The sequence below is a fragment of the Streptomyces sp. NPDC001668 genome, assembly GCF_042893155.1.
Taxonomy (GTDB): domain Bacteria; phylum Actinomycetota; class Actinomycetes; order Streptomycetales; family Streptomycetaceae; genus Streptomyces.
The window spans coordinates 867525-883444 of the sequence record NZ_JBIAUQ010000002.1 but is presented as its reverse complement, the minus strand read 5'-3'; the positions used below and the strand labels follow the sequence as shown (position 1 = coordinate 883444).

13 protein-coding genes and 2 pseudogenes are annotated in these 15920 nt (G+C 70.7%); 6 read left to right on the top strand and 9 right to left on the bottom strand.

Translation table 11 applies throughout. From position 1 onward, the window contains the following. Window positions 1-103 precede the first annotated feature (103 nt). From ACFYZ8_RS09535 to ACFYZ8_RS09525, 3 genes are all read left to right on the top strand, one after another. A complete protein-coding gene (locus ACFYZ8_RS09535) occupies window positions 104-973 on the top strand; it encodes a universal stress protein (protein WP_388530932.1) in 870 nt (289 codons plus the stop codon). After that, window positions 966-2477, top strand: a complete 1512-nt coding sequence (locus ACFYZ8_RS09530) for an AAA family ATPase (RefSeq protein ID WP_388530935.1) — start codon at window positions 966-968, stop codon at window positions 2475-2477. Before ACFYZ8_RS09535 ends, ACFYZ8_RS09530 begins: the two co-directional genes overlap by 8 nt. Before the next feature lie 89 nt (window positions 2478-2566). Next, window positions 2567-3592 carry an alcohol dehydrogenase catalytic domain-containing protein gene (locus tag ACFYZ8_RS09525; protein ID WP_359028634.1) on the top strand — a complete coding sequence of 342 codons (1026 nt, stop codon included), beginning with the start codon at window positions 2567-2569 and terminating at the stop codon, window positions 3590-3592. Window positions 3593-3697: 105 nt separating this feature from the next. Here the strand turns inward: ACFYZ8_RS09525 and ACFYZ8_RS09520 are convergent, their stop codons facing one another. The 4 genes from ACFYZ8_RS09520 to ACFYZ8_RS09505 form a co-directional block, all read right to left on the bottom strand. Next, a complete protein-coding gene (locus tag ACFYZ8_RS09520) occupies window positions 3698-4354 on the bottom strand; it encodes a potassium channel family protein (protein ID WP_388530938.1) in 657 nt (218 codons plus the stop codon). After that, window positions 4351-5010, bottom strand: coding sequence for a TrkA family potassium uptake protein (locus tag ACFYZ8_RS09515; RefSeq protein ID WP_359028499.1), 660 nt, complete (start codon window positions 5008-5010; stop codon window positions 4351-4353). The genes ACFYZ8_RS09520 and ACFYZ8_RS09515 overlap by 4 nt, the downstream gene beginning before the upstream one ends. Beyond that, the gene (locus ACFYZ8_RS09510; RefSeq protein WP_389049772.1) at window positions 5007-7898 is read right to left on the bottom strand and encodes a cation-translocating P-type ATPase; all 2892 of its coding nucleotides are present in this window, start codon (window positions 7896-7898) and stop codon (window positions 5007-5009) included. The genes ACFYZ8_RS09515 and ACFYZ8_RS09510 overlap by 4 nt, the downstream gene beginning before the upstream one ends. Window positions 7899-8041: 143 nt before the next feature. Continuing rightward, the gene (locus tag ACFYZ8_RS09505) at window positions 8042-8914 is read right to left on the bottom strand and encodes a universal stress protein (protein ID WP_388530941.1); all 873 of its coding nucleotides are present in this window, start codon (window positions 8912-8914) and stop codon (window positions 8042-8044) included. A 264-nt stretch (window positions 8915-9178) separates the two neighbouring features. On the opposite strand from ACFYZ8_RS09505, the gene ACFYZ8_RS09500 reads away from it, so the two are divergent. Together ACFYZ8_RS09500 and ACFYZ8_RS09495 are read left to right on the top strand one after the other, a co-directional pair. Then, complete coding sequence (locus ACFYZ8_RS09500) at window positions 9179-10060, top strand: universal stress protein (RefSeq protein WP_388530944.1); 882 nt, start codon at window positions 9179-9181, stop codon at window positions 10058-10060. Between the two features lie 218 nt (window positions 10061-10278). After that, window positions 10279-10608 (top strand): annotated as a pseudogene (locus tag ACFYZ8_RS09495) (hypothetical protein); the annotation flags it as partial. 20 nt (window positions 10609-10628) lie between these two features. On the opposite strand, the gene ACFYZ8_RS09490 reads toward ACFYZ8_RS09495, so the two are convergent. From ACFYZ8_RS09490 to ACFYZ8_RS09475, 4 genes and pseudogenes are all read right to left on the bottom strand, one after another. After that, complete coding sequence (locus ACFYZ8_RS09490; RefSeq protein WP_388530947.1) at window positions 10629-11111, bottom strand: DUF5994 family protein; 483 nt, start codon at window positions 11109-11111, stop codon at window positions 10629-10631. 460 nt (window positions 11112-11571) lie between these two features. Next, window positions 11572-11800 (bottom strand): annotated as a pseudogene (locus tag ACFYZ8_RS09485) (PEP/pyruvate-binding domain-containing protein); the annotation flags it as partial. Window positions 11801-12030: 230 nt separating this feature from the next. Next, complete coding sequence (locus ACFYZ8_RS09480) at window positions 12031-12702, bottom strand: CBS domain-containing protein (RefSeq protein WP_359028503.1); 672 nt, start codon at window positions 12700-12702, stop codon at window positions 12031-12033. A 509-nt stretch (window positions 12703-13211) separates the two neighbouring features. After that, on the bottom strand, window positions 13212-14090 hold the full coding sequence (locus ACFYZ8_RS09475; protein WP_388530950.1) for a universal stress protein: 879 nt from the start codon (window positions 14088-14090) through the stop codon (window positions 13212-13214). 260 nt (window positions 14091-14350) lie between these two features. Between ACFYZ8_RS09475 and ACFYZ8_RS09470 the strand changes: the two genes are divergently transcribed. Next, a complete protein-coding gene (locus ACFYZ8_RS09470) occupies window positions 14351-15169 on the top strand; it encodes a universal stress protein (protein ID WP_388530953.1) in 819 nt (272 codons plus the stop codon). 52 nt (window positions 15170-15221) lie between these two features. On the opposite strand, the gene ACFYZ8_RS09465 is transcribed toward ACFYZ8_RS09470, so the two are convergent. Next, a complete protein-coding gene (locus ACFYZ8_RS09465) occupies window positions 15222-15899 on the bottom strand; it encodes a CBS domain-containing protein (RefSeq protein ID WP_388530955.1) in 678 nt (225 codons plus the stop codon). Window positions 15900-15920: the final 21 nt, after the last annotated feature.

Below are 15920 nucleotides of genomic sequence, written 5' to 3'. Positions count from 1 at the left end.
CCGCGCTCGGCATGTCGGCGACGCCCGGAGCACGCACGCCATCGGACTCGTTCACCGTCACCCACCGTCGTATCCAGCTTCGTACGAGACGGAGGCCGCCGCCATGCAGCCAGTCGTCACCGTGGGCCTCGACGGCTCACCCGAGAGTCTCGCCGCGGCCCGCTGGGCCGCCGACGAGGCCGAGAAACGCCGGCTCACGCTGCGCCTGCTGCACGCCTGGCCCTTGCTCGCGCCGGAACCCGCCCATGCCCACCCCGAGGTCGATCAGAACTACTGGGCGAAGCGTCTCGTGCACACCGCGAAAACCGAATTGCAAGCCCGCCACGCGAGCCTGACCATTGTCGGGAGCCTGGTGGCCGACGACGCTCAGGAGGCCCTGCTCCAGGCGGCGTCGGAATCCGAGATGATCGTGCTCGGCTCACGGGGGCTGGAACCCGTCGAGAGCTACTTCCTGGGCGACGTCAGTATGCCGGTCGTGGCCCGGGCGGAGCGGCCGGTGGTGCTGGTCCGCGCCGAAACCCGGGTGGAGGGAACACCTCCGGCACCTGCGGGCCGCGTGGTCGTGACCCTGAAACTGAACGGATCCTCCGACGACCTGCTCGACTTCGCGTTCCACACCGCCGCGGCCAGAGGGGTTCCGCTCCTGGCCGTGCACGGCCGAAGCGTGCCGCTTCACGCGCGCGTGCCCTGGGGGGTGGACCACGCCGCCACCGACGAGATGACGCGGGACGCGCAGAAGGAGCTGAGCAAGGTCCTCCACCCCTGGCGCGAGAAGTATCCGCAGGTGGACGTGGCCGACAGCATCCGTCTCGCAAGCCCCGCCAAGGCCGTCGTGCGGGCCGCCGAAGGCGCCGCGCTGCTGGTCGTCGGCCGACGGGCACACCGGCACGGTGTGGCACCCCACCTGGGTCCGGTCGCCCACGCCGCCATCCATCACGGGCGCTGCCCCGTCGCCGTCGTTCCCCATGACTGAGCCCGGGCCACCGCCCCAGCGCGCGGAGGTGTGCGAGACCCACACCGCGATCGTGTTCTTCGCCGGGGACCGCGCCTACAAGGTCAAGAAACCGGTGGACCTGGGATTCCTGGACTACACCACGCGCGCGGCGCGCCAGGACGCGTGCGAACGCGAAGTCACCCTCAACCGCCGCTTCGCCCCCGACGTCTACCTGGGCCTGGGCGAGTTCAGCAGCCCGGACGACGAAGGTCCCGAGCCCTTCGTGGTGATGCGACGCATGCCCGCTGACCGGCGTCTCTCCCGCCTGGTGCGTGAAGGGGCCGTCCCGGACGGCGTCCTCCGGGCCGTCGCCCGGCGTCTCGCCGCGTGGCACGCGGACGCGCCCCGTGGCCGGGATGTGGACGAGCAGGGAACGCGGGACGCCCTGTCATCGCGGTGGGAGGCCAGCTTCGCGCAGATCCACGCGCTGCCCGACGACGGCTCCGTGCCCGAGGGGATGACGGAGACGGAACAACTGGTGCGCCGCTTTCTCGCAGGCCGCGAGCGGTTGTTCGCGTCCCGTATCGAGCAAGGGCGGGTGGTCGACGGCCACGGTGACCTGCTCGCCGAGGACATCTTCTGCCTCGACGACGGCCCCCGTGTCCTGGACTGCCTGGAGTTCGACGACCGGTTGCGCTACGTCGACGGCCTGGACGACGCCGCCTTCCTCGCCATGGACCTGGAACAGCTCGGCGCCCCGGAGGCCGCCGCCTACTTCCTCGCGCAGTACAGCGAGTACTCCGGTGATCCGGCTCCCGCGTCGCTGTGGCACCACTACGTCGCCTACCGCGCGTTCGTCCGCGCCAAGGTCTCCCTGATCCAAGCCCGCCAGGGCGCACCGGGTGCGGAGACGGCGTCACGAAGGCTCGTCTCGACGACGCTGCGCCACCTGCGCACCTCCGCCGTCGGCCTGACCGTCGTCGGTGGGATGCCGGGCAGCGGGAAGTCCACCCTCTCCGGTGCGCTGGCCGACCGGCTGGGGGTCACCCTGCTCAGCAGCGACCGCCTCCGCAAGGAGCTGGCGGGCATTCCCGCGGAGCAGTCCGCTGCGGCCGGCTACGGCGAAGGGCTGTACACACCGGAGTGGACCGCCAGAACCTACGCCACCCTCCTCGACCGTGCGGCCGCCCTGCTGTCCGCCGGGGAGTCGGTCGTCCTCGACGCCACCTGGTCCGACACGGCACAGCGTGAAGCAGCACGACGCGTGGCCGAACGCACCAGCGCCGACCTGTTCGCCCTGCACTGCCACGTCCCGGACGACGTGTCAGCGGCCCGCCTGAGCACCCGCGCCTCCGGCCCGTCCGACGCCGACGTCGACATCGCCACCGCCATGGCGGCCAGGGAACCCGCGTGGCCCGAGGCTGTCGCCGTCGACACCAGCGGCCCGTTGGAGTCCGCGGTCGCGCGGGCGCTGGCAGCCGTACGTCCCTGGGGCATCGGCCAGGCCCCGGTCTTCCGCCGCCCCTACATGGAGCCGGACTGACGGGAGGGACACGACGACGCGGCGGTCTGTGTTGCCGGGGTGTTCCACCGGGGGGACCGTGGAGGTGGGGGAGCGAGGGAGTGAGTACCGTGCGAGCGCTCGTCTATCACGGCCCGGGGCACGTCTCATGGGACACCGTCCCGGATCCCGCGATCGAGGAGGCGACCGACGCGATCGTGCGTGTCGACGCCACCACCGTCTGCGGCACTGATCTGCACATCCTGCGAGGCGACCTCCCCGACGTGAAGCCGGGGACGGTTCTCGGTCATGAGGCCGTGGGCGAGGTCGTGGAGGTCGGCCGTGACGTCCACGGGCTGCGCCCCGGCCACGAGGTGATCGTGTCGTCGGTCTCGGCCTGCGGCCGCTGCCAGGCGTGCCGGGACACCCTGCGCGGCCAATGCCGCGAAGGCGGTGGCTGGATCCTCGGAAACCAGGTCAACGGAACCCAGGCCGAGTTCGTGCGGGTCCCCTTCGCCGACCACTCCACCCACCGACGGCCTTCCGCGATCCCGCTCGATGACGCGCTCCTGCTCGCCGAGGTCCTCCCCACCGCCTACGAGGTCGGGGTACGGAACGGACACGTCGGTCCTGGAGACACCGTCGTCGTCGTGGGCGCCGGCCCCGTCGGTCTCGCCACGGTCGCCGTCGCACGGCTCTACTCACCCCGCCGGATCATCGCGGTGGACCTGTCCGACGCCCGGCTGGAAGCCGCCGCGCGCGTGGCCGATGCCGCCGAAGTGCCGGGGAAGATGATCGCCGAGCTGTCCGAGGGGCGGGGCGCCGACGTCGCCATCGAGGCATCGGGCGAGCCGGATGGCTTCGTTCTCTGCACCCGGGCAGTCAGGGCGGGAGGGCACATCGCCAACATCGGGACGCACGGCAGACCGGTCACGCTGCACCTCGAGTCCCTGTGGCGGAAGAACGTGACGATCAGCACCGGCCAGGTGGACACGTCCTCCACGCCGTGGCTGCTGGAGCTGCTGAGGTTCGGACGCCTGCCCGTCTCCCAGCTGGTCACCCACACCTTCGGCCTCGACCGGATGGAGCACGCCTACGAGGTGTTCTCACAGGGCGCCACCACAGGTGCTCTCAAGGTCGTGCTGCACCGGGAGTGAGAGGTGCCGAAACAGAAGCCCGAGGGGGCCGGACGGTCACACTTCGGCGCTGGGCAGCTCGGACCGCCGAGCGGTGACCGGTTCTGGACGTTCCGCGTCCGGCGATCACTGGAAGGCCGCGTGGATTTCCTGCTCGGTCGCGTTGTGCGAGACGAGCAGGATCTCGTCACCGGGCCGGAGCCGGAGTGCTGGATCAGGCACGGTGGGTTGTCCGTCGCGGACGATCGTGGCGACGACCGACCCCTCGGGCAACCGGACGTCGCCCAGGACGCGTCCGGCCGTCCTGGACTGCGGTGTGATGGCCGTTTCGATGACGTCGACGCCGGCCTTGCTGAGCCGCAGGAGGGCGACCGTGTCGGTGGCCCCGGTGGCCTCCTCGATGAGGGAGATCAGCGGGGTGGCGGCCGGGACGGCGACGTCCACGCCCCAGCGTCCGTCGAACAGCCAGGCGTTGTCGGCGTCGTTGACGCGGGCGGCGACGCGGTCCACGGCGAACTGGCGTTTGGCGAGCAGGCTGATGACGAGGTTGTCCTCGTCGTCCCCGGTGGTGGCGATGACGAGGTCGGCGGTGAGAGCGCCGGCGTGTTCCAGGAGCGCCGGTTCGCAGGCGTCCCCGGCGACCAGCCGCACCGGGACGCGCCCCTCCAGTTCGGCGACGCGATCGTCGTCAATGTCGATCAGCGTCACCTCGTTGTGGGCGGCGGCGAGCACCTGGGCGATCTGGGTGCCGAGCCGTCCGGCCCCGGCGATGATCACGTTCACGTCCCCAGCTCCTTGTCGAGAAAGCCGCGCAGCCTGCCGAGCGCGGTCGCGGCGACGGCGAAGGTGACCAGGTCGCCCGCACGCGCGGGCGTGCTGTGCGTGGGGATCAGCGAGCGGCCCGCGCGGGTGACCTCCACGACGCGGATCTCGCCGTCGACCTCGAACTCGGCCAGCGGCCGCCCGGTCAGGTAGGCCGGAAGTTCGGAGCGGTAGAGCAGGGTCTCGCCGTTGCCGAAGCTGATTTCGGGGGAGAGGTGGCGGTGCAGCAGCATCCGGTGGATCTGGTGGACCGTCCAGCGGACGCTGGCGATGGTGGGGATGCCGAGTTCGCGGTAGATGTCGGCGCGTCGGGGGTCGTAGATGCGGGCGAGCACGTTCGGCACCCGGTAGGTCTCCTTCGCCGTGCGCGCGCTGACGATGTTGCTGTTGTCCCCGGAGGTGACGGCGACGAAGGCGTCCACGTGTTCGACACCGGCGGCCTCAAGCACGGCGCGGCTGTAGCCGTTGCCCTCGTGGAAGCTGATACGGGGGCTGTCGGGCAGCCGCCGGGCCGCCTTGGGACGCCGGTCGACGACCTGCACGTCGTGCCCTTCGGAGGCGAGCAGACCGGCGAGGGTGGCGCCCACCCGGCCGCAGCCGACGACGATCACCTTCACTGTCGCGCTCCCTTCCGGTGGCCTGCGCGGCGGCGCAGCCACCACTTGCGGAGCTCGTCCGCGATCAGGGGCAGGGTCCCGAGCCCGACCAGTACCGCCCAGTCGGCGGCGTCGAGCGGGGCGGTGTTGAAGACGTCCTGGAGCAGCGGTACATAGCTGATCGCGGCCATGAGGGCGATACCGAAGCCGCCCGCCACCAGCAGGGCCGGATTGGAGAGCAGCCCCACCTTGAGGATGCTCTGCCGGTCGGTGCGCACCGCGAGCGCGTTGAAGAACTGGCTGAGCACGATCCCGGCCTGGACCATGGTGATCGCCTCCCGGTAGACGGGCGTGTCCTTGGTGAAGTCGTCGAACGGAATGCCCGAGGACCCGACGTGCCAGAAGAAGACGGCCGTGACGCACAGCGCCTGGATGCCGCCGAGGAACAGGATCCGTCCCACCACAGCGGCTGAGAACAGCCGTTCCCGACGGGAGCGCGGCGGGCGCTCCATCACGTCGGGCTCGGGCGGCTCGGCGCCCAGGGCCAAGGCGGGCAGTACGTCGGAGCCCAGGTCGATCGCCAGGATCTGCACCGCACTGATGGGCACCAGCGGGAAACCGGCGAAGGTCGCAGCCAGGATCGGGACCAGCTCCCCGATGTTGTGGCTGAAGAGGTAGACGAGGAACTTGCGGATGTTCTGGTAGACCGCCCGGCCGAGCCGCACCGCCACGGCGATGGAAGCGAACGAGTCGTCCAGCAGCACCATCGAGGCCGCCTCCCGGGCCACGTCGGTGCCCGACGCCCCCATCGCCACGCCGATGTCGGCATGTTTGAGTGCGGGAGCGTCGTTCGCGCCGTCCCCGGTGACCGCCACCACCTCGCCCCGCCGCTGGAAAGCTGTGACCACGCGCATCTTGTGCTCCGGACTGACCCGGCACAACAGCAACTCGGACGGCTCGGCGAGCAGCGCGTCGAGCGACTCCTCGTCCATCGCGTCGAGCCGGGCGCCCGTCACCACGGCCGGATCCGGCCCGAGTACGATCCCCACCCGCCGGGCCACGGCCTCACCGGTGAGCGGGTGGTCGCCGGTGACCATGACGATGCGGATTCCGGCCCTGCGGCAGGCGGCGACCGCGTCGGCGACCTCCGGACGCGGCGGATCCAGCATGCCGACCAGTCCCAGGAGCGTGAGGCCCGACTCGGCCTCGTTCTGTGCAGGGCGGGGCCCGTCCAGCTCCCGCCGCGCGACGGCCAGCACCCGCAACCCCTGCGACGCCAGCGCGTCACTCGCCGCGAGTGCCGTCGCTCGTTCCTGCTCGGTCAGCGGCCCGCGATGTTCCTCCCACCGCACGTCGGTGCAGCGCGCCAGCAGCTCGGCCGGCGCTCCCTTGACGCACGCCTGGTAGCCCGCGCCGTTCTTGTGCACCGTGGTCATCATCTTGCGGTCCGAGTCGAAGGGGAACTCGGTCACGCGCGGAGCCGCGGCCTCCTCAGCGCCCGGGTCGAGACCGGCCTTGGCCGCGACGACGAGCAGCGCGCCCTCGGTGGTGTCGCCGAGCACCCGCCAGTGCTGTCCGTCCTCGGGCGGGACCATGCGGGCGTTGCAGCACAGGCCCGCCACCCGGAGCAGCTCGCGCACCGGCGCCGCGTCGGCGACCTGCCCGTCCGGGGCGTATCCCACCCCGGTCACCGTGTGCGTCGCACCCCCCGCCCACACCTGGGTGACGGTCATCTCCGCCTGTGTCAGCGTTCCGGTCTTGTCGGTGCATACGACCGTGGTCGACCCGAGCGCCTCGACCGCCAGCAGCTTCTTGATCAGGGCACGGCGGCGCGCCATCCGCCGTACGCCGATCGCCAGGGACACCGAGAGGGTGGCGGGCAGCCCTTCAGGCACCATCGCCACCATCACCCCGAGCGCGAAGACGAAGGCGGGCACCAGGGACTCCCCGGTGGGCAGCCGCACGGCGAACATCAGGGCGCCGATCGCCAGGGCCGCACCTGCCACCCGGCGTGCCATGGAGGCCACCTGGTGCTGCAGCGGGGTCTTCTGCTGCGGGGCCGCCGCGGCCAGCCGGTAGATCCGCCCGAACTCGGTCGCCGCACCGGTGGCGAAGACCACGGCTCGTCCGGACCCGGCGACGACATCGGTCCCCATGAACACGCAGTTGCGGGCCTCCAGCGGCGGCCCGGCCGCCACCGGATCGGCCGTACGGCCCACGGCGTTGCTCTCCCCGGTCAACGGCGCGTTGTTCACCGTCAGCTCGTGCCCCTCGACCACTCGGCAGTCCGCCGGCACGGCGTCCCCGGCCTCCAGCACCACCACATCGCCCGGCACCAGGTCCCGGGCGGGCACCTCCAGCCGCCGTCCGTCGCGCAGCACCCGGCAGGCGTGGGGCACCATCGCCTCCAGCGCCTGAGCCGTCCGCTCGGCCGAGTACTCCTGCGCGAAACCGATGGCGGCGTTCAGCATCACTACGCAAAGGATCGCCACCGCGAGCTGAAGATTGCCCACGTCACGCGGTTCCTGAAGGCCGTAGGCCAGGAACGTGATCACCGACGCGACGATCAGTACGACCGCGAAGAGGTCCCTGAACTGCGCCCCCAGCTGCAGCCACACGGGGCGGCGCCTCGTCCGGGGCATTTCGTTGGGCCCGTGCCGCTCCAGCCCCGCCCGTGCCCGATCCGCCGACAAGCCGCGCCGTGAGGTGCCCAGCGCTGCGAAGACATCACCGGCGGCGAGTTCCCGTACCGGAGGACGCGGACCGAAGCCGGACGTGGCGTCGACCGCCGCGTCCGTCCCTCCGCCTGGTACCAGCGGGTCCGTGCCGGTGCGCATCATCCGAACCCGTACGGTGCCGAGGTCCTCGGTTCCTGCGAAACCGGTCGGATCGCACGGAGGGCCTTGCATGAGGCTTCCATCACGGACTCCAGTGAGTTCGGCGGCCGTCCGGCCGGTGTGCCGCCCCCCGGCGGCAGCGCCCTCTCATCGTGGAACGGACCGTCCGGCGCCACCAGGGCCATACGGGGCAGGGGATGGCGCCGTTCGGCGTCTCAAACCGGGACCGTGATGACGGGGCAGTGGGCGTGGTGCAGCACTCCCTGGCTCACCGAGCCCAGCAGCATGCCCGTGAACCCGCCGTGCCCGCGGGTTCCCACGACCAGGCCCAGCGCGTGTTCCGAGGCTTCCGTCAGTACCCGCACGGGATGACCGAGGACGACCTCGTGGTACAGCTCCACTTCCGGGTACCTCGCGGTCCGGCCCGCGACCGTCTCGGACAGCACCCGGCGGCACTCCCGTACAGCGGCGTCCTCGTCCAGGACACCGAGGAGCGGCGGGTGCCACACGTACAGGGCTCTGAGGGTCGCTCCGCGCAGGGCCGCCTCCTCGAACGCCACGTCCACCGCCGCCGCCGCGTGCGGACTGCCGTCGACGCCGACGACGAAGTACGCGGGCTCCTGGGTGATGTGCTCCGGTTCCGGAACGACGACGACCGGGCAGGGAGCGTGGGCGGAGACCGGCAGTGCCATGGAGGCGGAAGTGAACATCTCGCGCCGGGTGCTCAGGTGCCAGGAGCCCACCACGACCAGCGAGGCGTTCCGCGCCTCCTCCCGCAGAACCCACGCGGGCTCTCCTTCCGACAGCATGGTCGACACCTCCACCGTCGGCCGCCGGGACTCGACGAAGGCAACCGCCTGCTTGAGTACCTCGGCACCCGCTTCGTGCAGTGTCCGGTTCCACTCCTCCCAGGACGGCAGTGCCTCGCCCGTGCGGTATCCGCCCGTCGGTACGCCCTGGGCGTGGACGAGCCGCACCGGCAGGCCACGGCGATCCGCCTCGTCAGCGGCCCAGGCGAGTGCCAGCCGCTTCGAGGGATCGGGGTCGACACCCACGACGATCGGCTCACGCCCGTGCGCACTGCTCATGGCACCTCCAGCAGACTTCCGTGCCGCCGTCCTTCACTGTCTTCCAGCGTGACCCCGGCAGGCGGCGGCCGCCACGTCACCGCCTCGTGGGGCTGATCTGGCGGTTCGCGGCTTTGTGGTGGCCCAGGGTGGCTGAGGTGGGCGGCTGCGCGATGTGAAGCCACTTGATGCGGGGCGGCGCAGCCTGGTGGAGCCTGGCAGGGGGGAGACGGGGCAGTCGGCCGCGGGCCGGCTGGGCCCGCGGCGAATTATGGAGGTGTCGTGATGGACCCGGTCGTCGTGGGAGTGGACGGCTCGTCTTCGAGCCTCGACGCGGTGGAGGTCGCGGCACGTGAGGCCGGACTGCGCGGCGTGGGACTGCGGCTGGTGCACGCCTTCGGGTGGCCGTCGATGCATCTGCCGCCCGGCGGACCGCCGTGGAATCCGGCGATGGCGGGGGTGCGGGAGTTGGTGGACGGCACGCTGATCGACGCTGAGGAGCGTGCCCGCAGAGCCGTACCGCAGGTGGATGTGACGCGCGAGGTCACCGTCGGCGAGCCGCTGATGGTCCTGGAGATCGAGTCGCGGACCGCCTCGCTCGTCGTGGTCGGCAGCCGGGGCCTCGGGGCGTTCGGCAGCCTGCTGCTCGGTTCCACCGCCGTGCATCTGACCGCGCACGGCCGCTGTCCGGTGCTGGTGGTGCGCGGCCGGCCCGACCCGAGTGGTCCTGTGCTGCTGGCGGTCGACGGCTCACCGGCGGGCGAGGCAGCCGTCGAGTTCGCCTTCGCCGAGGCGTTGCTTCGCGGCGTGGACCTGCTGGCGCTGCACGTCTGGAACACCCGGAGCGAGCGGGCTTACGAGGGGCCTGGTGATCCGCTGAACGCGGTGGTGGACATCGAGCGGCTCCGCCAGGAGGAGCAGCGGCTGTTGGACGAAACCGTGGCCCCGTGGCAGGAGCGTCATCCCCGGCTCGTCGTCGAGCGGCGCCTTGTGCGTTCCCGTGTGCGCCCGTCCCTGATCGAGGCGAGCCGCGACGCGCAACTCGTCGTGGTCGGCGCCCGCGGCCGAGGCGGCTTCACGGGCCTGCTGCTCGGCTCGGTCAGCCAGGCACTGCTGCACCACGCGCACTGCCCGGTCGCCGTCGTACGAGGCGGGGAGCGGCCATGACCGCCGGGTGGTGCGCGACGGACCCGGAGGTCACTGTGCGCGGCAGCGCTTCGGAAGCCCGCAGGGTCGCCGAAGGCGACACCGGCGAGGCACAGGTACCGGCCTGTTCCACACAGTGCGCCGATGGCCGCACAGCCGGGCGCGAGAAAGAGGGATCATGAACCCAACGCGGACTGACCGAGGAAGCCGCCACCGCCTCCGACGGCCAGGCATGCCGCATGCTCCGGCTGCCGTCCATCCGCCAGCAGTTCCCCGACCTCCCTGACGGCGCCGCCCGCGACCAGATGCCGTATCGGGCCTTCGTCGCGGAACTGCTGATGGCCGAGTGCGACGACCGGCCCGGCGCCGTTCCGAGCGCCGGATCAAGGCCGCTTCACCTGCTGATCGCGCTGGGCATCGAGGCGGCGATGAACGGCTACCGGTCCGCTATGTTCACCGACCCCGGGCTTTGCGCGGCCATCGTCGACCGGCTGACCTTCAACGGCGCCATCATCCAGACCGGCACCGAGTCCTACCGCCTTGGCCATACCAAGGCCCAGGCAGAACGAGCCGAGCCGACTGAACGGGCTCAGCCGTCGCGGACCTCCGGCGCTGTGAACCGTGCCTTCGCAATCGCCAGCAGTTCGGTGGCGGTGTTTCTGCCGTCGACCGGAGCGGGGCTGTTCATCAGCCAGGCGGCAGTGTCGGCCACCGTTGTGGGAGGGATGACGAGCAAGGTACGAAAGCCTTTGAGATAGGAGCAGAGCAGAATCTCGTTCTGTTCGCGACCGGAAACGAACCACCCCACGGTCACCAACTTCTCGCCCACGCCGACCTCGTGCGGGACATCGGGCCACAGCTCGATCCCCAGAGTGACCCTGGTAAAGCTGCCTGCCCCGGCCATCGCTTCCACCAGAAGAGGCAGTTCAACGACGAGATCGTTGGAGTACGGCCACCAGGCGCCGTCGAGCCTGCCCGGGACGATTTCGTAAGGCGCCAGCGAAAGCCGGACCTGCGCTGGTGGGGAGGTGCGCTTCGCGGTGGTCGCGGAATGATCGGCAGTCGGTTCCATGACATGGACCTGCCTCCAGGCGCGGTCTCACCGGCCTGGCATTGTCGTTCACCGAGAACGGCGCCGATACGGCCACCAGCGCACGCAGTGCCCTCGGTAACTGCAGCCTACTCCCCACGGGACTCGCCACTGCCTGGCTTGGACGGCATAACCACGCACGCTGGAATGTCCCTGGTCAGGGGCTGTGAGCGCTCGACCAGGGACACACAGACGCCTGTCCCCCCCAAAGAAGGCTCTGCCGCCCCGGTGCCGTGTCCGGAGCGTCCAACGGGTCGGGTGCTTCTGAGAGCGTCCCGAGCTCTTGCGGAGCACCGCCGGGGTCTATGTCATGGATACGCCGTCGGGGCCCGTACCCGGGAGGGCCTAAAGGGCACACCCCGGCCCCGACCGGCATGTTGCGCTATCCACTACTGGGGTCGGCCAGTCCGCAGGAGCGCGGCCAGCGAAAGGCGGCACGGCCCATCATGCCGGGCATGGAGAACCGTGCCCCGGAGCGGACGGATAGCAGCAGCGGCTGCCCCGGCCGCCGTCCCGCGGCCGCTCCAACGCGGTGAGGTGTGTGGAGATCTCGCGGGCCAGGGTCCGGCTCGCTGCCGGTGGCCAGGAAGGCCCGGAGGCGTCGGTGGTCACGGTGAAGCCTGGCGGGACAGGCCGCATCTCGGCCAGGTTCGGCCCTTGCCGCCGAGCAGGTCGGCCTAGTCGCGACCGCCTTCTGCGAAGTCGTAAACGTAACGGACCATGGCGCCGGGCTCCTCCGTCGGGCTTCGGGCCGACCGGGCACCGGGACGTCGTTGTCAGAGCTCGACCGGCACATCGGGATGTCCATGGTGGACAGACCCGGTGTCTCCCGAACCACAGGGCCGGTGCGCGCGTTCCTCTGGAAGGCGGTGGGTGCATCTCGTCCACCGGCGCAGGAGGTTCACCGCCCTGGTGCACCGGCTGTGGTCTGGCTCCCGGCGCGGAGGTGATGCGTAACGTCGACGACACCGTCGACGCTTTCGGCCAGGCGTACCGCGATGGGGATGAGGCTTTCCTTCGGCAGGGTGCCGTCGAGTGTCACCCGTCCGTCGGCGACCCGGACGGTGACCTCGCCGGGTCGCAGGCCGAGGCTCCGGGTCAGGACATCCGTGGTGATCTCCTCCTGGATGGCGATGTCTCGCCGCAGGAAGACGTGCAGTAGGTCATCGCGGCTGACGATGCCCACCAGCCGGCCGAGGTCGTCCACGACGGGCAGCCGTTTGACGCGGTGGCGGGCCATGGCACGGGCGGCCTCCACGACCGACCACTCAGGCCGCGCCGTGACGGCGGGGCTCGTCATCAGCTCCCCGGCGGTCAGCGCGTGCGCCTTGGCGCTTTCCGCGGGCAGCAGGTGCGTGGCGCTCAGGTGTCCGCCCGGATCCGCCTGGTTTTCCTGTCTGCGAAGCAGGTCCGCCTCCGACACCACGCCGATCGGGCGGCCTTGATCATCGACGACGGGTACCGCGGTGATGTCGTGCTCGGTGAGGTTCTGGACGATGTCCTTGAAGCCCATGTCCCGCCGCACACTCACCACAGCCGTGGTCATGAGGTCTCCGACCAGTCGATGCAGCATGTCGCTGCTCCCTCCTCAGGTCCTCGCGGCACAGGTTCACTCTCCACTGTCCGCCCCTTGGAGAGCGCCTGCATTTCACGCGCTCCGGGGGTTGCCTCCGCCGAGCGGCACCGGATCGCGCTCGCGGCCCGGCGCTTCAAGGGGCCGACTCGATCACCGGCGTCGTCATCGCCGTTGACGGCGCGACGGGCGGCGACGGCCACCGGCAGAGAGGCCCCCATATCTCGACTGTTCGTCGTCACGGTCCCGGCCACACCTGCCACGCGGGCTCACCGGGAGAGCGCACCACCGACCAGGGCTCGGGTCACCGTTGTCAGCGACCACGGGGATGTCGGGTGCTCGCGGCGGCTCCCGCCCGGTGCGTCGGCAGGCGAGAGTTGGACCTGTGAGGGCGTGTCGCCGCCGGGTGCCGCAGGTCCCGCACAGCGATTGCCCAGACGGCGGACGGCAGCAGTGCGTCCTTGACATCGAGTGGGGCCGACATCACCGGCTTCCCGTAGTGGCTCGGCTCAGTCATGGGGGATGACGGCGACTGGGCAGCGTGCGTGGTGAACGGCGGCCTGAGCCACGGGACCCAGGCGTGATGCCAGGGCGGGGTGGTTGCGTCGGCCGATGACGAGGAGCTCGGCGCCCTCGGCGGACGCTACGACGACCCTGGCGGGGCTTTCGAGGTGGATGGTGTCCGTGACGGCCACGCCCGGGAACTTCTTGCGCCAGGCACGGAGGGCCTGGCTCAGATGCTTCTGCGCGTCCTGGATGATCTCCTGAGTCACGGTGTGGTCCACGCCCCAAGGGGCGTACGCGTGGATCGGGATGGCGCGGCCGTGGACGGCGCGGAGGGGCACGCCCCGAGCTGCCGCAGTGGTGAAGGCGAATGCGAGTAGGTCGTCGCACGGGCCGTGCAGTTTCAGCCCCACCACCACTGCGTCTGCCGCACCCGACTCAGGTGTCGAGGGCCCTTCTGCACGTTTCTTGTCGGCGCGTACGAGGACCACGGGCCGCCCGGCGCGTGCCACGACGAGCATGCTGATGTCGCCGAGGAAGTAGCTCTCCACGGGAGTCAGGCCCCGCGAGCCGAGCACGAGCATCTCGGACTCCGACGCCGCTCGGATCAGCGCGTCCTGGGCGTCGTCGGCGACCAGGTTGCCGACGACGGTGAGGCCCGGGTGGTGTGCCTGGAGTTCCGTCTGGGCGTTGTGCACGAGGCGCTTCGCCCAGTAGTTCTGGTCGATTTCCGAGGGGACGGCGGTCGGTTCCGGCGCCAGCAGGGGCCACGCGTGCAGGAGGCGCAGGGTGAGTTTGCGCCGCTGGGCTTCGTCGGCGGCCCAATGCGCAGCGGCGAGGCTCTCGGGTGAGCCGTCGAGGCCCACGGTGAGGACTCGTTCCATGGCGACTGCCTCCGTCTCGTACGAAGCTGGAAGGACGGCGAGTGTGGCCGCTGTCCGGACTGCTGCGGTCTCCCCGTGAGGCTGTGGCCGTGCAGGCCGGCTGTGGGTGTGGTCGCCGTAGCGCATGAGCACTGTGTCGGCGCGCTGAGCACGGCGCTTCTTCTTGAGGAGTACCCCAGATCTCCTCGCGGCGCATGTGGGTCCGGGAACGGCGGCGAACGGACGGACATGAAGTCAGGCATGAGGAGGAGGCAGAAGCAATGGCGGTTCCCCTGGTAGTCGGCATCGACGGGTCGCAGGCGAGCCTCGAGGCGGTGGATTGGGCCGCGGACGAGGCGCTCCGACACGACGTGCCGCTCCATCTCTTGCACGCGGGCGCAGCGGACCACGATGCGTCAGACCTGGTCGCCGCCGCCTCGGAGCGAGCCAGGAAGAGTGCTCCTGCGGTACGGCTGTCGAGTGAGGTGCTGTTCGAGGACGCGGCGTCCGCGCTGGTCAGCGATGGGCGCAACGCTCTCGCTCTGGTACTTGGGTCCAGAGGGCTCGGAGGTCTCGCCGGACTGCTCCTCGGTTCGGTCAGCCTGGCTGTGGCGGCCCGCGCCGACTGTCCGGTCGTCGTGGTGCGCGGCGGGGGGGAGCGCCGGCACGGCGGGTTCGGGTGCGTCGTCGTTGGGGTCGAGGACGGGGAAGGCAGCGGTACTGCCGTGGAGTTCGCGTGCCGCGAGGCCCACGTGCGACGCTGTCGGCTCCTGGCGGTGCACGCCTGGAGCGTCCCGGTCGGGAACCCCGGGCCTCCCGGCCTGTCCGGCTACGCCCTCCAAGCCCTCGACCGCCCGCCTGCCCAGGTGCTTGCCGACGCCCTGCGCGGTCCCGAGAAGCGGTATCCGGACCTGACGGTGAGGAGCGAGGTGGTGGAGGGCTCGGCACGACAGGCGCTCCTGAATGCCGCGTCCGGTGCTGATCTGCTCGTTGCCGGAGCCCGGAGACGACATGGGCACGTCGGTCTGCAGCTGGGCTTGGTCAACCATGCGGTGCTACATCATGCGCCGTGTCCGATCGCGGTCGTTCCGCAGATATGACCAGGTAGGGGCCGGATGAGTCCTGTGGTCTGTCGGCGAGGCCCTTTGTCCTTCACTGCGAGCCCCCCGGTTCAGCCTGAGCGGTGGACTCGCCGGTGAGGTGGGGCTCGACGTCCACGACGCCCTCGACGGAACGCACGAGGCGCACGGCGACCGAGATGAGCGAGGTGTCGCGGATGTGTCCGCGGAGGGTGACGACTCCCTCGTGGACGTTCACGTGGATGGCGTGGCTGAAGGCCGGGAAGAGATAGGACACCACCGTGCGTAGGACCTCCTCCTCGATGTCCTCGTCCGACCGCAGGAAGACCTTCAGCAGATCGGCACGGCTGACGATGCCCTGGAGCATGCCGATGTCGTCGACCACGGGCAGACGCTTGACGTGGCGGACGGCCATGATCCTCGCCGCTTGGGCCAGGGTGACGCCGGGGTGGACCGTGATGGCGGGGGTGCTCATGAGCTCCTCCGCCGTGGCTGCTCCGGCCTTGGCGACGTCGGACAGCCGGCGACGTTGCTCGAAGAGGCTCGGGTCGCTGTCACGGAACTCCTCCTTGGGCAGCAGGTCTGCTTCGGAGACGACACCGATGACGCGGCCTTCGCCCTCAAGGACGGGCATGGCGCTGACTTTCCACTGCTCCATGGTCCGGACGATCTCCTTGAAGGGCGCGTCGCGGCCGACAGCCACGACCGTCTGAGTCATCACATCGCTCACGATGTGCGGGGTCTGCGGCACCTCGAAGCACCTCTTCTCGCC